General features: G+C 67.2%; 3 protein-coding genes. All 3 read right to left on the bottom strand.

Going from position 1 to position 16,395, the window contains the following annotated elements:
- The coding region (locus JNB89_RS29505) for a non-ribosomal peptide synthetase (RefSeq protein WP_220364558.1) at nt 1–11,543 on the bottom strand (11,543 nt) is incomplete at its 3' end.
- A gap of 125 nt (nt 11,544–11,668) precedes the next feature.
- Nucleotides 11,669–15,343 carry a condensation domain-containing protein gene (locus JNB89_RS29500; protein WP_220364557.1) on the bottom strand — a complete coding sequence of 1,225 codons (3,675 nt, stop codon included), beginning with the start codon at nt 15,341–15,343 and terminating at the stop codon, nt 11,669–11,671.
- 226 nt (nt 15,344–15,569) lie between these two features.
- Entirely contained in the window at nt 15,570–16,388 is an 819-nt protein-coding gene (locus tag JNB89_RS29495) for an ATP-binding cassette domain-containing protein (protein WP_220364556.1), read from the bottom strand.
- Nucleotides 16,389–16,395: the final 7 nt, after the last annotated feature.

The following is a 16,395-nucleotide window of genomic DNA, read 5'->3' as shown; positions in this document are numbered from 1 at the left end:
GGCAGCGCCTCGCCGCCCACCGTCACCTGGCGCAGGGCAAGCTGCGCGCGCGGCGGGGCATGACGCTGCCACTGCTGCCACAGCGCCGTCGGAATCCGCGCGAACGTCACGCGCCGCGTGACCAGCCGCTCGCTCAGGCTCTGCAGATCCCACGGCTGCACGCCGCGCATCTCCACCGTCGCGCCGCGCAGCAGCGCGGGCAGCGTCTCGTGCAGCGCGACGTCGAAGTTGATCGTCGACGAATGCAGCACCGTGTCGTCTTCATTGATGCCGTACGTTGCGAGGAAGTCCTGCAGGTGCGTCCACAACGCGCCGTGGCTCACGCCCACGCCCTTGGGCCGCCCCGTCGACCCCGAGGTGTACAGCACATAGGCCAGTTGATCCGGATGCAGGTCAATGTCCGTATAGGCGATTGACTGCGGCGTCTGCGCGCCGCAAGCTGCATCACCCACCTCCACCACCTCGCACCCTGCCAGCACATCAGCCACCCGCCCGGCGCTATCCCCGTCCGCGACCACCTGCACGATGCCGGCATCGTCGATCATCTGCACCAGCCGGGTGGCCGGATAGTCCGGATCGAGCGGCACGAATGCACCGCCCGCGCGAATGATCCCAAGCAGCGCCGCGATCAGCGCCGGCCCGCGCGCGACGCACAGCCCCACGCGCCGCTCCGCGCCCACACCCCGCGCGACGAGCCGCGCCGCGAGCGATGCGGACCACGCGTCGAGCTCCGCATACGTGAGGCTCGCCTCCTCGCAGCGCAGCGCAATTGCGTCGGGTGTGCGCTTCGCCTGCGCGCCAAGCGCCCTGCCGAGCGATTCGAATGCATACCGCTGCAACGGCGCCGCTTCGTACTGCATGGGCAACGTCAGCGATCCAACGCGGCTCGTCACACCATCAGTCATCTGCGTCAGAATAGATTCGTACTGCGATGCAATACGTTCCACCGTCGCTCGGTCGATCCGCTCGCCGTTCCACGCCCATTCAAGCGCAAGCGCCTGTCCACGCGGAATGATCGCGAGTGCCAGCGGGTAATGGGTTGGATCGACCGAGTCGACGGACTCCACCTTCAGGCTCGCGTCGCCGTTGCGAGCGGCATCCACAGGATAGTTCTCAAACACGACGATGCTGTCGAACAGCGCATCGCCGCTGCGTCCGCTCCACTGCTGCACGCGTCCGAGCGGCGTGTGCTCGTACTGGCGCAACTCCGTGAGTTCGCCTTGCAGCTTGCGCAGCCATGCGCCGAGCTCCGCGCTCGCGTCGACGTTCACGCATACCGGCAACGTATTGATGAAGAGCCCGAGCATCCGCTCGACGCCCGGTAAGTGCGCAGGCCGTCCCGCGAACGTAGTGCCGTACGCGACGCCGCGCCGATAGCCATAGCGCGCGAGCAGCACGGCCCACGCGCCCTGCATCAGCGTGTTGAGCGTGATCTCGTGGTACCGCGCCGTGGCCTGCAGGCGGGCGACAAGCGCCTGGTCGAGCGCATGGCGTTGCGCATGAGCGCCAGGCTCAGGCGCACGCGGCTCGCCGAGGCTCGCGGTGAGCGTCGCCGGATCGTCGGCGCGCGCGGCCCAGGCGCGCCACCAGGCTTCGGTCGCGGGCGCGTCGGCCGCCTCGCGAATCCACTGGACGTAGCGGCGGTACGGCGGTGCCGCGTCGAAGGACGCAGCTTCACCGTTCCTGCGCATCCGGTAGTCGCGCAAGATTTCGGCAAACAGCAGCGACACGCTCCAGCCATCCAGCAACAGATGATGATGCGTCCACACGAGGTCCGCGGTCTGCGCGTCGCGTATGAAAAGCGCAATACGCATGAGCGGCGCCGCGTCCGGCGCAATGCCGTCGGCAAGATCGCGCGCACGCCATTCGCCGAGGCGCGCGTCGTAATCCGCGACGCCCGACCAGTCATGCGTCACGAACGGCAGCACGATCTTGCGATGCACGATCTGCATCACGGCGCCGCCGTGCTGCCACGCGAAACCGGTGCGCAAGATCGCGTGACGCTCCAGCGCGGCTTGCCACGCGGCCTGCATCGCGGCGATATCGAGCGCGCCGGACAGCGTCGCACGCATCTGGTTCAGGTACGCGCCGCCCCCCGGCTCCGCGAGCGTGTGATACAGCAAGCCGCCTTGCAGCGGCGTCGCCGGATAAACGTCCTCGATGTGCTCCGGCGTGAGTCCCAGCGCACGCCACAAATCGGATGACGCCGCACCGTTGCTCTCCTGCAGCGCTGCCACGGTCGCAGCCGATGTCGACGTCGACTCGTCGCGCAGCGCTCGGGCCACGCGCGCGAGTTGCTGCACGGTCGGCGACTCGAACACCATGCGCGGCGTGACATGCAAGCCGGCATCGCGCGCTTTGGACACGATCTGCAAACTCAGAATCGAATCGCCGCCGATCACGAAGAAGTTGTCGGTCACGCCGATATCGTCACGCCGCAACACGGCGCGCCACACGGCAAGCAACGCGGACTCGGCAGGCGTCGTCGCGGCGACGGCCTGCGCTGCATGGGCCACCGCCTCAGGCGCAGGCAGCGCGCGACGATCCAGCTTGCCGTTCGGCGTGAGCGGAAAGCGCTCGAGCTCCACATACGAAGACGGCACCATGTGCGCTGGCAGGCGCGCCGCGAGCCACGCCTGCCAGCGCGCGACATCACCTGTGTGCGGTGCGCCGCGCGGCACCACATATGCAACAAGACGCCGGTCACTGTCGCCGGTGTTCGCACCGCTTACCACCAGCACTGCCGCATCACGCACTTCGGGATGAGCCAGCAGCGCCGCCTGAATCTCGCCGAGTTCTATGCGAAAGCCGCGGATCTTCACCTGGTCGTCGTTGCGGCCCAGGTATTCGAGGTCGCCGTCCGCCAACCGTCGCGCGAGATCGCCCGAGCGATACAGACGTGCGCCCGGCGCGCCGTACGGGTCCGGCACGAAGCGTTGCGCGGTGAGCGCCGCGCGTCCCAGATAGCCGCGCGCGAGGCCCGCGCCGCCTACATACAGTTCGCCGACTGCGCCAACCGGCACGCGGTTCAGGTCGGCATCGAGCACATGCAGCGTGAGGTCGTCGAGCGGCGCGCCGATCACGCTGCGCGCCTCGCGCAGCGCTGCATCGTCAAGCGTGCGATGCGTCACGTGCACCGTCGTCTCCGTGATGCCATACATGTTCACGAGCGCGGGCAGCACACCCTTGCGGCGCGCGCCGTCCGCCCAACGCGCGAGCGATGCCGGCTCCAGGCGCTCGCCGCCGAAGATCACCGCGCGCAGCGAGTCGAGCGTATTGCCCTCGTCGGCCTGCGTCAGTTGCATGAAGGCGGATGGCGTCTGGTTCAGCACCGTGACCTGCTGTTCGCGCAGCAACGCATGAAAGGCCGCGGGTTCGCGTGCGCTCCAGTGCGGCACGATCACGAGCCGTGCGCCATGCACCAGCGCGCCGAAAATCTCCCACACCGAGAAGTCGAACGCGTAGGAGTGGAATAGTGTCCACACGTCCTTCTCATTGAATGCGAAGCGCGACTGCGTGGCGTCGAACAGGCGCGCGACGTTTTCGTGTGTGACGCCCACACCCTTGGGCAGGCCCGTTGAGCCAGAGGTGTAGATGACGTAGGCGAGTTGCTGGGGATGCAGATGCAGATCGAGCGCGGCATCCACAACGTCGTCATGCGCAGCGGCGGCGTGCGCGTGCGCGCTCAATGCGCTGTCGCGCAGCGCGGCCGCATCGAGCGTCGGCCGCACGCCGAACAGTGCTGCATGCTGCGCGAGACTTTCCGCATCGGTGACGATCAGGCGCAACTGCGAATCGTCGACGATATGCGCAAGACGCTCGGCCGGATACGACGGATCGAGCGGCACGTACGCCGCGCCCGCGCGCAGCACGCCAAGCAGCGACGCAACCAGCGCTGCCGAGCGCTGCATCGCGACGCCCACGCGCACTTCTGCCGTCGCTCCGAGCCGGAGCAGTTCACGCGCAATCGCACGCGACCATGCGTCGAGTTGTGCGTAGGTAACCTGATCCTTGCCGTCTACCAGCGCAATTGCGTTGGGCCGCTCCAGTGCCTGCGCCGCGATTCGCGCGTTCACGGGTACATAGGCGAACGACGCTGGCGTCTGGACCGCTGCTTGGCCATCCAACTCGGGCAATTCGAACGATGCGATCAGCGCATCCGGCGCCGAACTCCATTGCTCGAGCAGTCGCGTGAAATGACGCGCGATACGTTCGATGGTCGCCACTTCGAATACATCGGTCGCATACGTGAACGTCAGATCGAGAGAATCATCCGCGGCCTCCGCAATGTTCAGCATCAGGTCGAACTGCGCCTCGCCGCTATCGACTTCCTGCACTGTGACGCGCACCTCGTCACCGAACGCCGTCGTCAGATCATGGCGCTGCTGCTGATTCACGAGCACCCGAAAGAGCGGCGTCTGCGCCAGTTCGCGCTCTGGCTGCACGGCCTTGACGACGCTCGCAAACGGCACGTCCTGGTTCGCATAGGCGCTGAGCAGCCGCTCGCGTACGTCGTCGATGAGCTGCGCCGCGCGCATCGCCCCGCGCGGCGCAGTGCGAATCACGACAGTGTTGACGAAGAAGCCCGCCACCTCCGCCGCGCCCGGCAGGTCGCGGCCCGCGAGCGGCACGCCGAGGCGAATGTCGGATTGGCCCGAGTATCGGTACAGCAACGCGTCGAACGCGGCCAGGAGCGTCATGAAGAGCGTCGCGCGGCGCGCGCTCGCGAGCGCACGCAGCGCCTTCGTGGTAGCGGCGGGCACGCGCGTGCGATGGCGCGCGCCCGCCGCCCGGCGCGCGCCGCCGCGCACGCGATCGTAGGGCAGCGCCAGCGTCGCGGGCGAATCGTCGTCACTCGCGAGCGCGGTGCGCCACCACGCGAGTTGCGCGGACTCGCGCTCGGGCGTCAACTCGGCCGCACGCGCTGCGATCAGCGCGCGATAGCGGGCGGAGGCGGTCTCGCCGACATTCGCGTCATCCACCGACGGCTGGATACAGTGCGCTGCGCCGGCTGCACAACGCTCGCGATAGAGGCGCGAGAAGTCGGCAAACAGCAGGCCGATGGACCAGTCGTCGCTGACGATGTGATGCAGCACCAGATGCAGTACATGCTGATCGTCGGCGACGCGCACGAGCGTCGCGCGCACCGGCGGCTCGGACGTCAGGTCGAAGGGCTTGCGGACCAGTGCGACGAGACAGTCGGCCAGCGCTTCGCTGCTGGTGTTGCTGGTGTTGACGCTCTGGGGCGTGCACGGCAGTTCGAGCACGCGGATCGCGCCGCGCGCTGCTGCATCGATACGTTGAAACGCAACGCCCTCCACTTCGCCGAAACGCATCCGCAACGCTGGATGCCGTTGGACCAGCGCGTCGAACGCGGCACGCAGGGCATCGACATCTAGGCGGCCGTGAAAACGCAGCGCACCGTTGACGTGGTACGCCGCGCTCTGCGGGTCGAGCTTCCACAGGAACCACAAGCTTTGCTGCGACGGTGTGAGCGGGATCGGTGCGCTCACGTCGTGGTGATTGGCTGGATCGATGGAGGGGCGATCGTTGGTGTGTGCGGTCAACTCTGGTTGCTGCGACGGCTCGAGTTGGTTGGCCTCCTCTGCCTGCATTGCCTTCTGAACCTGCTCCGCCTGCTGTGCCTGCTTTGCCTGGTGTGCCTGCTCACCCTGCTTTGCCGGGTCAGGCTGCTCACCCTGCTCCGTTTGCCCTGCGTACTCGCCCGCTCCTACATGCGTATCATTCCCGCCTTGCCCGCGTTGCGCGGCCTGCTCCGCCTGCTCCACGTACCCTGCTGGCATAGAGAGATGCTCGCTCTGTACATCAGCCACGCTAGTACCGTCAGCGCCGCGTGGAAGACCCAACGCACCAGGCGCCGAGACGAGCGCATCGTCGTCAACTAACTGCGTGCCGCGAAGCAGCGTCGCAAACTCGCACAGCCGCGAATGTTCGAACACCGCGCGCAGTCCGGGCGCCTCGCCGAAGGCCGCCCGCACCGCCGAAATCATGCGTACCGCCAACAACGAATGCCCGCCGAGTAGAAAGAAATCGTCGAGTGCGCCTACCCGCTCGGCCCCCAGCACCTGTTGCCAGATTGTCGCGAGCCGCGCTTCGGTTTCGTCGCGCGGCGCCACGTAAGACGCGCGACCCGCCGCATTTCCGACCGCCTCAGGCGCAGGCAGCGCACGACGATCGAGCTTGTCGTTCGGCGTGAGCGGAAAGCGCTCGAGCTCCACATACGAAGACGGCACCATGTGCGCCGGCAGGCGCGCCGCGAGCCACGCCTGCCAGCGCGCGAGATCGCCTGTATGCGGTGCGCCGCGCGGCACCACGTATGCAACAAGACGCCGGTCACTGTCGCCAGTGTTCGCCTCGCTTAGCACCAGCACTGCCGCATCACGCACTTCGGGATGGGCCAGCAGCGCCGCCTGAATCTCGCCGAGTTCGATGCGAAAGCCGCGGATCTTCACCTGGTCGTCGTTGCGGCCCAGGTATTCGAGGTCGCCGTCCGCCAACCGTCGCGCGAGATCGCCCGAGCGATACAGACGTGCGCCCGGCGCGCCGTACGGGTCCGGCACGAAGCGTTGCGCGGTGAGCGCCGCGCGTCCCAGATAGCCGCGCGCGAGGCCCGCGCCGCCTACATACAGTTCGCCGACTGCGCCAACCGGCACGCGGTTCAGGTCGGCATCGAGCTCATGCAGCGTGAGGTCGTCGAGCGGCGCGCCGATCACGCTGCGCGCCTCGCGCAGCGCTGCATCGTCAAGCGTGCGATGCGTCACGTGCACCGTCGTCTCCGTGATGCCGTACATGTTCACGAGCGCGGGCAGCACACCCTTGCGGCGGGCGCCGTCCGCCCAACGCGCGAGCGATGCCGGCTCCAGACGCTCACCGCCGAAGATCACCGCGCGCAGCGAGTCGAGCGTATTGCCCTCGTCGGCCTGCGTCAGTTGCATGAAGGCCGACGGCGTCTGGTTCAGCACCGTGACCTGCTGTTCGCGCAGCAACGCATGAAAGGCCGCGGGTTCGCGTGCGCTCCAGTGCGGCACGATGACGAGCCGTGCGCCATGCACCAGTGCGCCAAACATCTCCCACACCGAGAAGTCGAATGCGTACGAGTGGAACAGCGTCCACACGTCCTTCTCATTGAACGCGAAGCGCGACTGCGTGGCGTCGAACAGGCGCGCGACGTTTTCGTGTGTGACGCCCACACCCTTGGGCAGGCCAGTCGAGCCCGAGGTGTAGATGACGTAGGCCAGTTGCTGGGGATGGGGATGCGGATCGAGTGCGGCATCCACAATGTCGTCATGCACGTGCGCGCTCAATGCGCTGTCGCGCAGCGCGGCCGCATCGAGCGTCGGCCGCGCGCCGAACAGTGCTGCATGCTGTGCGAGACTTTCCGCATCGGTGACGATCAGGCGCAACTGCGAATCGTCGACGATGTGCGCAAGGCGCTCGGCCGGATACGACGGATCGAGCGGCACGTACGCCGCCCCCGCGCGCAGCACGCCAAGCAGCGATGCAACCAGCGCCGCCGAGCGCTGCATCGCGACGCCCACGCGCACTTCCGCCGTCGCTCCGAGCCGGATCAGTTCACGCGCAATCGCACGCGACCATGCGTCGAGCTGTGCGTAGGTAACCTGATCATTTCCGTCTACCAGCGCAATTGCGTTGGGCCGCTCCAGTACCTGCGCCGCGATTCGCGCGTTCACGGGTTTGTAGTTGAACGAGGCGACAGCAGTCGCGGCGACATCTCCGGCGTGGTCGTTTCTCAGATCGTGCAACCGCACGTCGGGATCATTGTTGTCGACTAGCGCGGTCGCGAGGCAATGGAGGATTTCCTCGAAATAGCCGGCGATGAGTTCTACGCTATCTGCTGGAACGCGCGCCGCATGACGGTGCCACTCCAGCTTGAGCGTGTGGCCGCCGCCCACGTGGCGAGGCGTGACAACCAGCATCAACGGCAAGTGACTGCGGTTGTGCGCCTCGACGGCGCGCACGCGCAGCGGACTATGGATATCGCTTCTTGCTGCGATTGCTGTGGTTGCTGCGGTTGCTGAACTCACCGCGTCGTTCTTGTCCATTGCACTCGATGCGCGCATTGCATCGCCCGCCTGCGCCCCTTCCACCACCGTCGAGACCTGGGCCGCGCCCATCGCGCCCAGCGCATCATCGAGCGGATAGTTTTCGAACACGATGAGACTATCGAACAGCGCATCGACGCTCGAATCCGCCCATTGCTGCAAGCTCGCGAGCGGAGTGTGCTCGACCTCGCGCAATTGCGCGTTGTGCCGTTGCAGCGCGGCGAGCCACGAGCGCAATGGCGCATGCGATTGGACATCCACCCACAGCGGCAGGCTGTTGATGAAAAGGCCAACCGTCGATTGCGCATCCGGCAGATCGACCGGGCGGCCCGACACGGTCATGCCGAACGTCACCTGCGGGCGCCCGGAAAAGCGCGCGAGCACCAGCGCCCACGCTGCCTGCACGAGCGTATTCAGCGTGACCTGCGCGCGCTGCGCGGCACGCTTCAGGCGCGCGTGCGAGGCGCCGTCGAGTTCGCGAATCAGCGCTTTGGCTTCCGCTGCAACGGCGCCGTTTACCGACGACGGCCGCAACGCACTGCCGAGCGCATCGGCAAGGCGCGCCGGATCATCTCGCGTTGCGAGCCGCGCGCGCCAGAACGCAGCGGTGTCCGGTTGGTCGCGCAGCCAGCGCACGTAAGATTCATAAGGCGTACCAGGCGATGTATCGGGAACCCGCCCGGCCTCGATCTCCGCATATGCACGGCCCACTTCGGTCACGACCTGTGCGGTGCTCCAACCATCGGTCAGCGCATGATGGTGAGTCCACACAAGATCGTGCGCGCCGTCGGGACGCTCGAAAACATCGACGCGCATCAGCGGCGCCACGCCCGGCTCGAAGCCGCGCGCGACGAGCGCCTGCCTGGCGGCGTCGTATGCGGCGTCATATTGTTCTTCTGTGCACGCGTTGACAGTCGAACCCGGCACCGCATCGGCAAGGCGCGCATGCACTTCGAACGGCATACGCACATGCCGCTCGACGACCTGCAACGGTTCGCCGCCCGCAGGCCACACGAAGCGCGTGCGCAGGACCGGATGACGCGCGATCACCACGTCCCACGCCGCACGCATCGTGTCGATACGGAGCGCGTCGATCGTCAGGCGCAACTGCGACACATACATGCCCGGCTCGCCGTCGAGCATGCCGTGAAAGAGCAGCCCCTGCTGCATCGGCGTGGCCGGGTAGACGGCCTCGACCGCGTCGCGCGAAATGCCCGCCTGTGCAAACCAGCAAGCGTTGCTGCCGGACTCGACGGCGCGCGATGCGTCGGTGTTCCCGGCGGCCGTTGCCGGGACTGCACTGAGGTCGCCGGCGGCCCCGCTTGCGGCGCTGACGGCTGCCAATGCTTCAGCCGATGCGGCCACGCGTGCGCCAGAGGAATTGACTGCGTTTTCGTGCGCGCGGGCAGGCGCGCTCTCACTCGTCGATGCGCTCGCCTTACCAGCCGCACTCGCTGTCGCGCGGACGTTTTCGGACGCTGCCGCTGTTGTCCGCGCACTCGCACTCGCACTCGCACCCGCACTCGCACTCGCAGGCGCACTCGCACTCGCAGGCGCCTGCGCCGCCGCATTCGCCCGCCCGCCCGTCATGGGCAGCGGCACCGCCACGCGCGCCGCAGCCTCGATAGTCGGATGGTCGAACATCTGCTTGGGCGTGAGCTTCAGGCCCGCGGCGCGCGCCTTCGCGATGATCTGCAAGCTCAGAATCGAGTCTCCGCCAATCTCGAAGTAGTTGTCCGTTACGCCGATATCGTCGCGTTTGAGCACGAGCCGCCAGATGCCCGTGAGCGTGCGTTCCGCGTCGTTGCGCGGCTCTATACGCGCGGCACTCGCGGCCTCGCTCTGCTGCTGCGGCACCGGCAACGCGGCGCGGTCGACCTTGCCGTTGGCGGTGAGCGGCAGCGCCGCCAGCACCTGTAGCGACGACGGCACCATGTAGTCCGGCAAATCCGCGGCGAGGCGCGCGCGGATTGCGTCGACGTCGAGCGTGCCGTTCGCGCTCAGATAGGCGACGAGGCGCGGCGCCGCGCCTTCGCTATCGGTATGTGCAATCACCACGGCATCGCGCACGCCGTCCTCGGTACGCAGGCGTGCAGCGATCTCTTCGGGCTCGACGCGAAAACCGCGAATCTTCACCTGGTCGTCGAGACGTCCGAGAAACGCAAATTCGCCGTCGGGCAAGCGGCGGCTGCGATCGCCCGTCCGGTAAAGCCGTGCACCGTGGCCAGCGGGATCGGGAACGAAACGCTCGGCGGTCAACGACGGCCGGTTCAGGTAGCCATACGCGACACTCGCGCCGCCAATGCACAGTTCGCCTGCCGCTCCCTTCGGCACGGGGTTGCCGTCGGCGTCGACGATGCGGGCGTCGACATGCGCAAGCGGCTTGCCGAGCGGCAACGTCGCCGCCGGGCTGTGCGCGCCCGAGCGCGTCAGCACGCCGACGGCAGTCTCGGTCGGTCCATAGTGATTAATCAGCAGGCACTCGGGACGCAGCGCCGCAATGCGCTCGGCGAGCCGCGTCGGCGCCGGCTCGCCGCCCAGCACGAGGCAACGGCGCGGCAAGGCCCGCTCGGGAAATTGCGCCTGCAGCAGCGCGTCGAGATGGCTCGGCACGATTTTCAGCAGATCGACGGCATGCGCGTGCATGTAGTCTGCGAAGGCGTTGGGATCGGCGACGACATCCGCGTCGAGCAGATGCAGCGTCCAGCCATGCCACAGCGCGCCGAACAGCGACGTGTGCCCGAGGTCGGCGGCGGGCGTCGACAGATACGCGGCGCTCGCGACGTCCTCGGGCAGCCGCTCGCTGACGCCGCGCACATACGCGGCGAGCGCGGCATGACTCAGGACGACGCCCTTCGGGCGGCCGGTGGAGCCCGAGGTGTAGATCACGTAGGCGGGCCACGCGAGAATGCTGTCGTCGGCTTGAGGATGCAACGCGGCGAGACCGGCGGGCTCCGCAGAAATCGCGCCCATGTCGCTCATTGCGTTGCCGATCTCCACACGCAACTCGTGCGGGTTCAGTTGCACCACCCCGTCGGGCAGCCAGGCGGCGTTGCGCGCAGCGTCGACCACGCCTTCGCCACCTGGATGATCTGTCGATGCACTCACCGCCGCCGCGTCGCCCATCACCACGAGCCGCGCGCCGCAGTCCTCGGCCTGCCAGCGCAGACGCGCTTGCGGCAACGCGGGGTCGAGGGGCACATAGCAGGCACGCACTCGCCACGCCGCGAGGATCGTCGCGACGAGCGCCGCGCAGCGCGGCAATGCGATCACCACGCGATCGCCAGGCCGCACGCCGGCGTCGGCCAGCGCCGTGGCAAGCCGGCCCGACCAGGCCCACAGTTCGTGCCAGGCGAGCGACCCGGCGCTGTCGACGAGTGCAACGGCGTGCGGCCGTTCGATGGCAAACCGCGCAACGCGCGCAGGCAGGAAATCGGTGTCGAAGTGGATGGCTTGCATGGTGTCCGTGGTGTGATCCAGGTGTCTGACGCCCGCGCGAGCATGCGCGGGCCACTGTTTCGAGGTAAGTCGAGATGTCGCTGGTGCCGCAACGGCGCTGTGAAAGCGCGGCTCAAGCCACGTGCTTACAGCGCGTAGGCCCCCGCGTCGGGCGCAGTGCTTTCAGCCGCTTCATCGTCGTCGAGATGGAATGCGCCAAGCGCGCGCGAAGGCGTGTCCGCGATCTGCTCGAGCAGCGCAACGTAGTGGCGCGCAAACTGCGCGACGAACGCATCGTCGTAGAGCGCGTCGGCGTACGCGAACACGCAGCGCAGTTCGCCGGAAGGTTCACGGAATACATCGAGCGCGAGTTCGAAGCGGGCGTCGCTCGCGTCAGCGTCTATCAGTTCACACTGCACACCTTCGAGATCGAGCGCCGTATCGAATTCGTCGTGCAGCACGAACTTGATCTGCGCGAGCGGACTTCCGCCCGCGCGGCGTCCCGATTGCAGCGCGGCTACGACGCGCTCGAACGGCACATCCGCATTCGCCTGCGCGTCGATGCTGTCGTCGCGCACCTCGCGCAGCAATGCGGCAAACGACTGCGTGCTGTTCACGGATGCGCGCATTGCCAGCGTGTTGACGAAGAAGCCGATCAACTCCTCGGTTTCCAGCCGGTCGCGACCGGCAACGGGCACCGCGATTGCGACGTCATGCGCGCCGCTGTACCGCGACAGCAACGCGGCAAACGCGGCGAGCAGCACCATGAACAAGGTGGCGTTTTCCGCTCGCGCGAGCGACTCGAGGCGGCTCGCGAGAGCCACGGAAATGCCGGCGCCCACGCGCGCAGCACGCGGCTCATAGGCACGCCCGCGTTCGTGAAGGGTCGGCAGATCGAGCAACGCGTCGTAGCCCGCGAGGCGGCTGCGCCAGTAGTGCAGTTGCGCGTCGAGTTGCGCGCCGCCATCCGCGTCAAAGCGCTCGCGCTGCCATGCTGCGTAGTCGGCGTATTGGACTGCCGGTGCCGGCAGCGCCGGCAGTGCGGGCACAGCGTTAATGCCGGCAAGCTGCGCGGCACGATAACCGGCGGCGAAATCGCGCAGCAAAACATTGATCGACCAGCCGTCGGCCACAATGTGATGCATGACGAAGTGCAGTACGTGCCGCTCATCGCCGCGCACGAACAGCGTCGCGCGAAAGAGCGGGCCGCATGTCAGATCGAAGGGTTCGCGCGCGCGTCGGCGCAACTGCGCGTCGAACTGTGCGTCGGTGCTGTTGCGCGCGTCGACGGTTTGCCAGTGCCACGCGTCGCAAAGATCTGACACGCCGGTCACGGCCGTGATCAGTTGACGCGGTGCGTCGCCGCTATCGTCAAAGCGCGTACGCAGCACCTCGTGACGCAAAACCAGTGCATCGAGCGCGCTCTTCACCCTGTTTGCATCGAGCGGCCCCGTCAAAGAAAGCGCCGCAGAGATGTTGTAGGCAGGGCTATCCGGATCGAGTTGCCACAGCACCCACAGACGTTCCTGCGGCAAGGACAGCGGCGCCGAGCCACGCTCGCTTGCAGCGCGGCGCGTCAGCGGGACAACGCTTGCACCGGCTTGCGTGGGGGTGGCCCAGCGCGCCTGAAGCGCGCCCGCCAGGTCCGCAAGGTTCGGATGACTAAACAGAAGTCCGACGGGCACGTCGCGCCCCAGTTGCGCACGCAGCCGCGACGCGACCTTCGCGGCCAGCAGCGAGCGGCCTCCCAGCGCGAAAAAGTCGTCCCTTGCGTCGGGTGTCGGCACGTCGAGCACCTCGCTCCAGATCTGCGCGATGATCTGCTCCGTGGGCGTCAACGTCGTGCTGCCCGCTTCTGGCATGTTCGCGCCGTTTGCACTGGCTCGCGGCGGCTCCGACCTTGCGTCACGTACCGCGAACGGCACCAGCGCCCCGCTTTGCCACGCGGCCACGCATGCGCTGCGCTGCAATTTTCCACTGGACGTGCGCGGCAGATCGCCAGGCTCGAGCAGCAGAATCAACGCGGCTTCATACTGGAACGCGTCGCCAAGCGCTGTGGCGATCGCGTTGCAGATGGTCTCGGGCGCCGCCTGCCGCGCCCTGCCGCGTGGCACTTCCGCGGCGACGCCAATCGCCTCGGCGCCGTCGGCGGTCTGGACAGGAAACGCGGTGACGCGCCCGCGCCGCAGCCATTCGACACGCTCCGCAAGCACCGTTTCCAGGTCCTGCGGATACACGTTCTCGCCGCGCAGCACGATCATGTCTTTGCGGCGTCCGCAAAAGAAGAACTGACCGCGGTGGACAAAACCCAGATCGCCGGTCCGCAGCCAGCGTCCCGGAAAACCGGGCGCGTCGTCGAGAAACACCTCCGCCGTGGCCTGCGGGTTATGCCAATAGCCGTGCGTGATGCTGGGACCGGTACACCACACCTCGCCGACGTGACCGTCCGGCAGGCGCTTGCCCGTCTGCGGATCGACAATCGCAAGCTCGTGGCCGAAGGCCGTCACACCGCAACCGACGACGGCCTTATCGTCCCCGCCGTCAGTCGCATCGCTCACGTCACTGGGCTCACCGTGCATGCGGCGCGCGCCAACACCACCGCCATCACCACCGCCGTCACCGGCAGCCACGGGGCGCGCAACCGGCACTGCCTGCGCAAGCGCCGACGCGGAAAAGCGCGTTTCGGGCGAGCCCGAGCCGACCTCGACGCCAGTGAGGAACAGCGTCGCCTCGGCGAGGCCGTAACAGGCGTACATCGCGCGCGGATCCAGGCCGTGGACGCTGAAACGCTCAGCGAAACCGTCGAGCGTCGTCTGGCGAATCGGCTCCGAGCCGCAGAACGCGACGCGCAGCGACGACAGATCGAGTCCGGCCAGTTGGGCATCGCGCACGCGGTCCGTGCATAGTCGATATGCAAAGTCAGGACCGCCAGTCACGCTCGCGCGCTCGCGTGCGATGCCCGCCAGCCAGCGCGCCGGACGCTCGAGAAAATGCAGCGGCGAAATCAGGCTGACCGGGAAGCCGCACAACACCGGCATCAGCACACTGCCGATCAAGCCCATGTCGTGATACAGCGGCAGCCACGAGAACATGCGGTCGCCGGGCCCGCAACCCATGCCGCGCGCCATCGCGTTCACGTTCACGCATACGTTCGCATGACTAACCATCACCCCTTTCGGCGACGACGTCGAGCCGGACGTGTACTGCAAAAACGCTATTGCGCCAGGTTCGGCGCGCTCGATGCAGAAGTATTCGTCGCCGCTTGCCTCGTTGGGCGACAGCAGCGTGGCGCCGTTCAACTCGAGCTCGCATTCGGGGCCGCCCGACACGCCACACGACGCGTGCTCCACCACTGCGATACGCGCCATGCAATCGTGCGCAATGCGCCGCAGCCGTTCGATGTGTCCGCTTTGCAGCGCCTGGGGCGGGTACGCAGGAACCGCGATCATCCCTGCATACTGACAGGCAAAAAACGACGTTACGTAGTCAAGGCCGCTCGGCAGCATCAGCAGCACGCGGTCATTCTGCGCGCCATGCTTGCGCAAGCGTGCCGCGAGACGCCGCGCGCGTGCATCCAGCTCGCTGTAGGTCAATTCGTGAGCGTCCATCTCGCCGTCGGCGAGAAAACGCACGGCCACCTGATCGGGACGTTCGCGAACGTGCAGCTTCATCACCGTAACCAGGTCCTGCGCGGGCGCCGCGGCCGTTTGATGCTGTGCTTCGCTGAACAACCCGGTGCTGTCGACTTGCTGGTTCTGCGCCGCGCGATTCACCGCGCACTGGTGCGCGCCGTCATGGCGCGGCGTATTGATAACAGACATCCTCGCCTCCCGAGATTTGCCGCGCGCCGCGCGGCTGTCATCGCCTCGCACCGCATCAGCGCGGCGCAAGACAAGCGTCGCCGTCGCATGCATTGCGCCGGCGGCGTGAATATCGTCATTGCGGGGAAAGCAAGGCGTCTCTTGGGAACGCCGTTATCTGATACCGGTCAGCCGTGCCGGCTGGCCTTGCATCACGCGGACACGAAGGCCGGCCGGCTAATGCCGGTCAATACGCGAAACTGATCGGCGTGCCGCCGCGCGGATGCGCGACGGTGCCCATCGGCACACCGTAAATTGCGCCCAGCATCTTCTCTTCGATCAACTCCGGTGCGCTGCCGCTCGCGAGCAGACGGCCGCCCTTCAGCGCAACCAGGTCGTCACAGAAACGCGCGGCCATGTTGACGTCGTGCAGCACGACCACCACGCCGAGGCCGCGTTGCTGACTCAGCGTGCGCACGAGGTCGAGCACTTCGAGTTGATGCGCGATGTCGAGCGCCGAAATCGGTTCGTCGAGCAGCAGACACTGGCTGTCCTGCGCGACCAGCATCGCAATCCACGCGCGTTGCCGCTCGCCGCCGGAGAGACTGTCCACCGCGCGGTCCGCGAAACGCGCAATGTCCGTGAGTTCCATCGCCTCGTGCACCTTGTCGGCGTCCACTCCGGTAAAGCGGCCGAGCGCGCCGTGCCACGGATAGCGGCCAAGCGCGACCAGTTCGCGCACCGTCATGCCGGTCGCCGCCGGCTGCTGTTGCGGCAGATACGCGACCTGACGCGCAAACTCGCGGTTCTCCCACTCGCGCAGCGGCCGCCCGGCGAAACGCAGCATGCCTGCGCTGGGGGCCTGCTGACGCGCGAGCAGTTTGAGCAGCGTCGATTTGCCGGAGCCGTTGTGACCGATCAGGCCGCACACGCGCCCTTTCGGCAGCGTCAGCGCGAGCGGATGCAACAGCACGCGCTCGCCAATGCGAAACGACACGCCGTCGAGTTCGTACATCGGCTCGCCCTGAGCGACAGGGGCAAAAAAAACGGACGGATTGGCGTTCATGAAAGAT

Origin of the sequence: Paraburkholderia phenoliruptrix, assembly GCF_019511605.1 — a bacterium.
GTDB classification, from domain to species: Bacteria; Pseudomonadota; Gammaproteobacteria; order Burkholderiales; family Burkholderiaceae; genus Paraburkholderia; species Paraburkholderia phenoliruptrix_A.
The sequence above is the reverse complement of the archived record's forward strand: the minus strand, read 5'-3'. Positions and strand labels throughout refer to the sequence as shown.

What these genes read in the sequence shown, in the direction of transcription:
- JNB89_RS29500 (WP_220364557.1), bottom strand. Translation starts at nt 15,343, where the DNA reads ATGTCTGTTATCAATACGCCGCGCCATGACGGCGCGCACCAGTGCGCG.
- JNB89_RS29495 (WP_220364556.1), bottom strand. Translation starts at nt 16,388, where the DNA reads ATGAACGCCAATCCGTCCGTTTTTTTTGCCCCTGTCGCTCAGGGCGAG.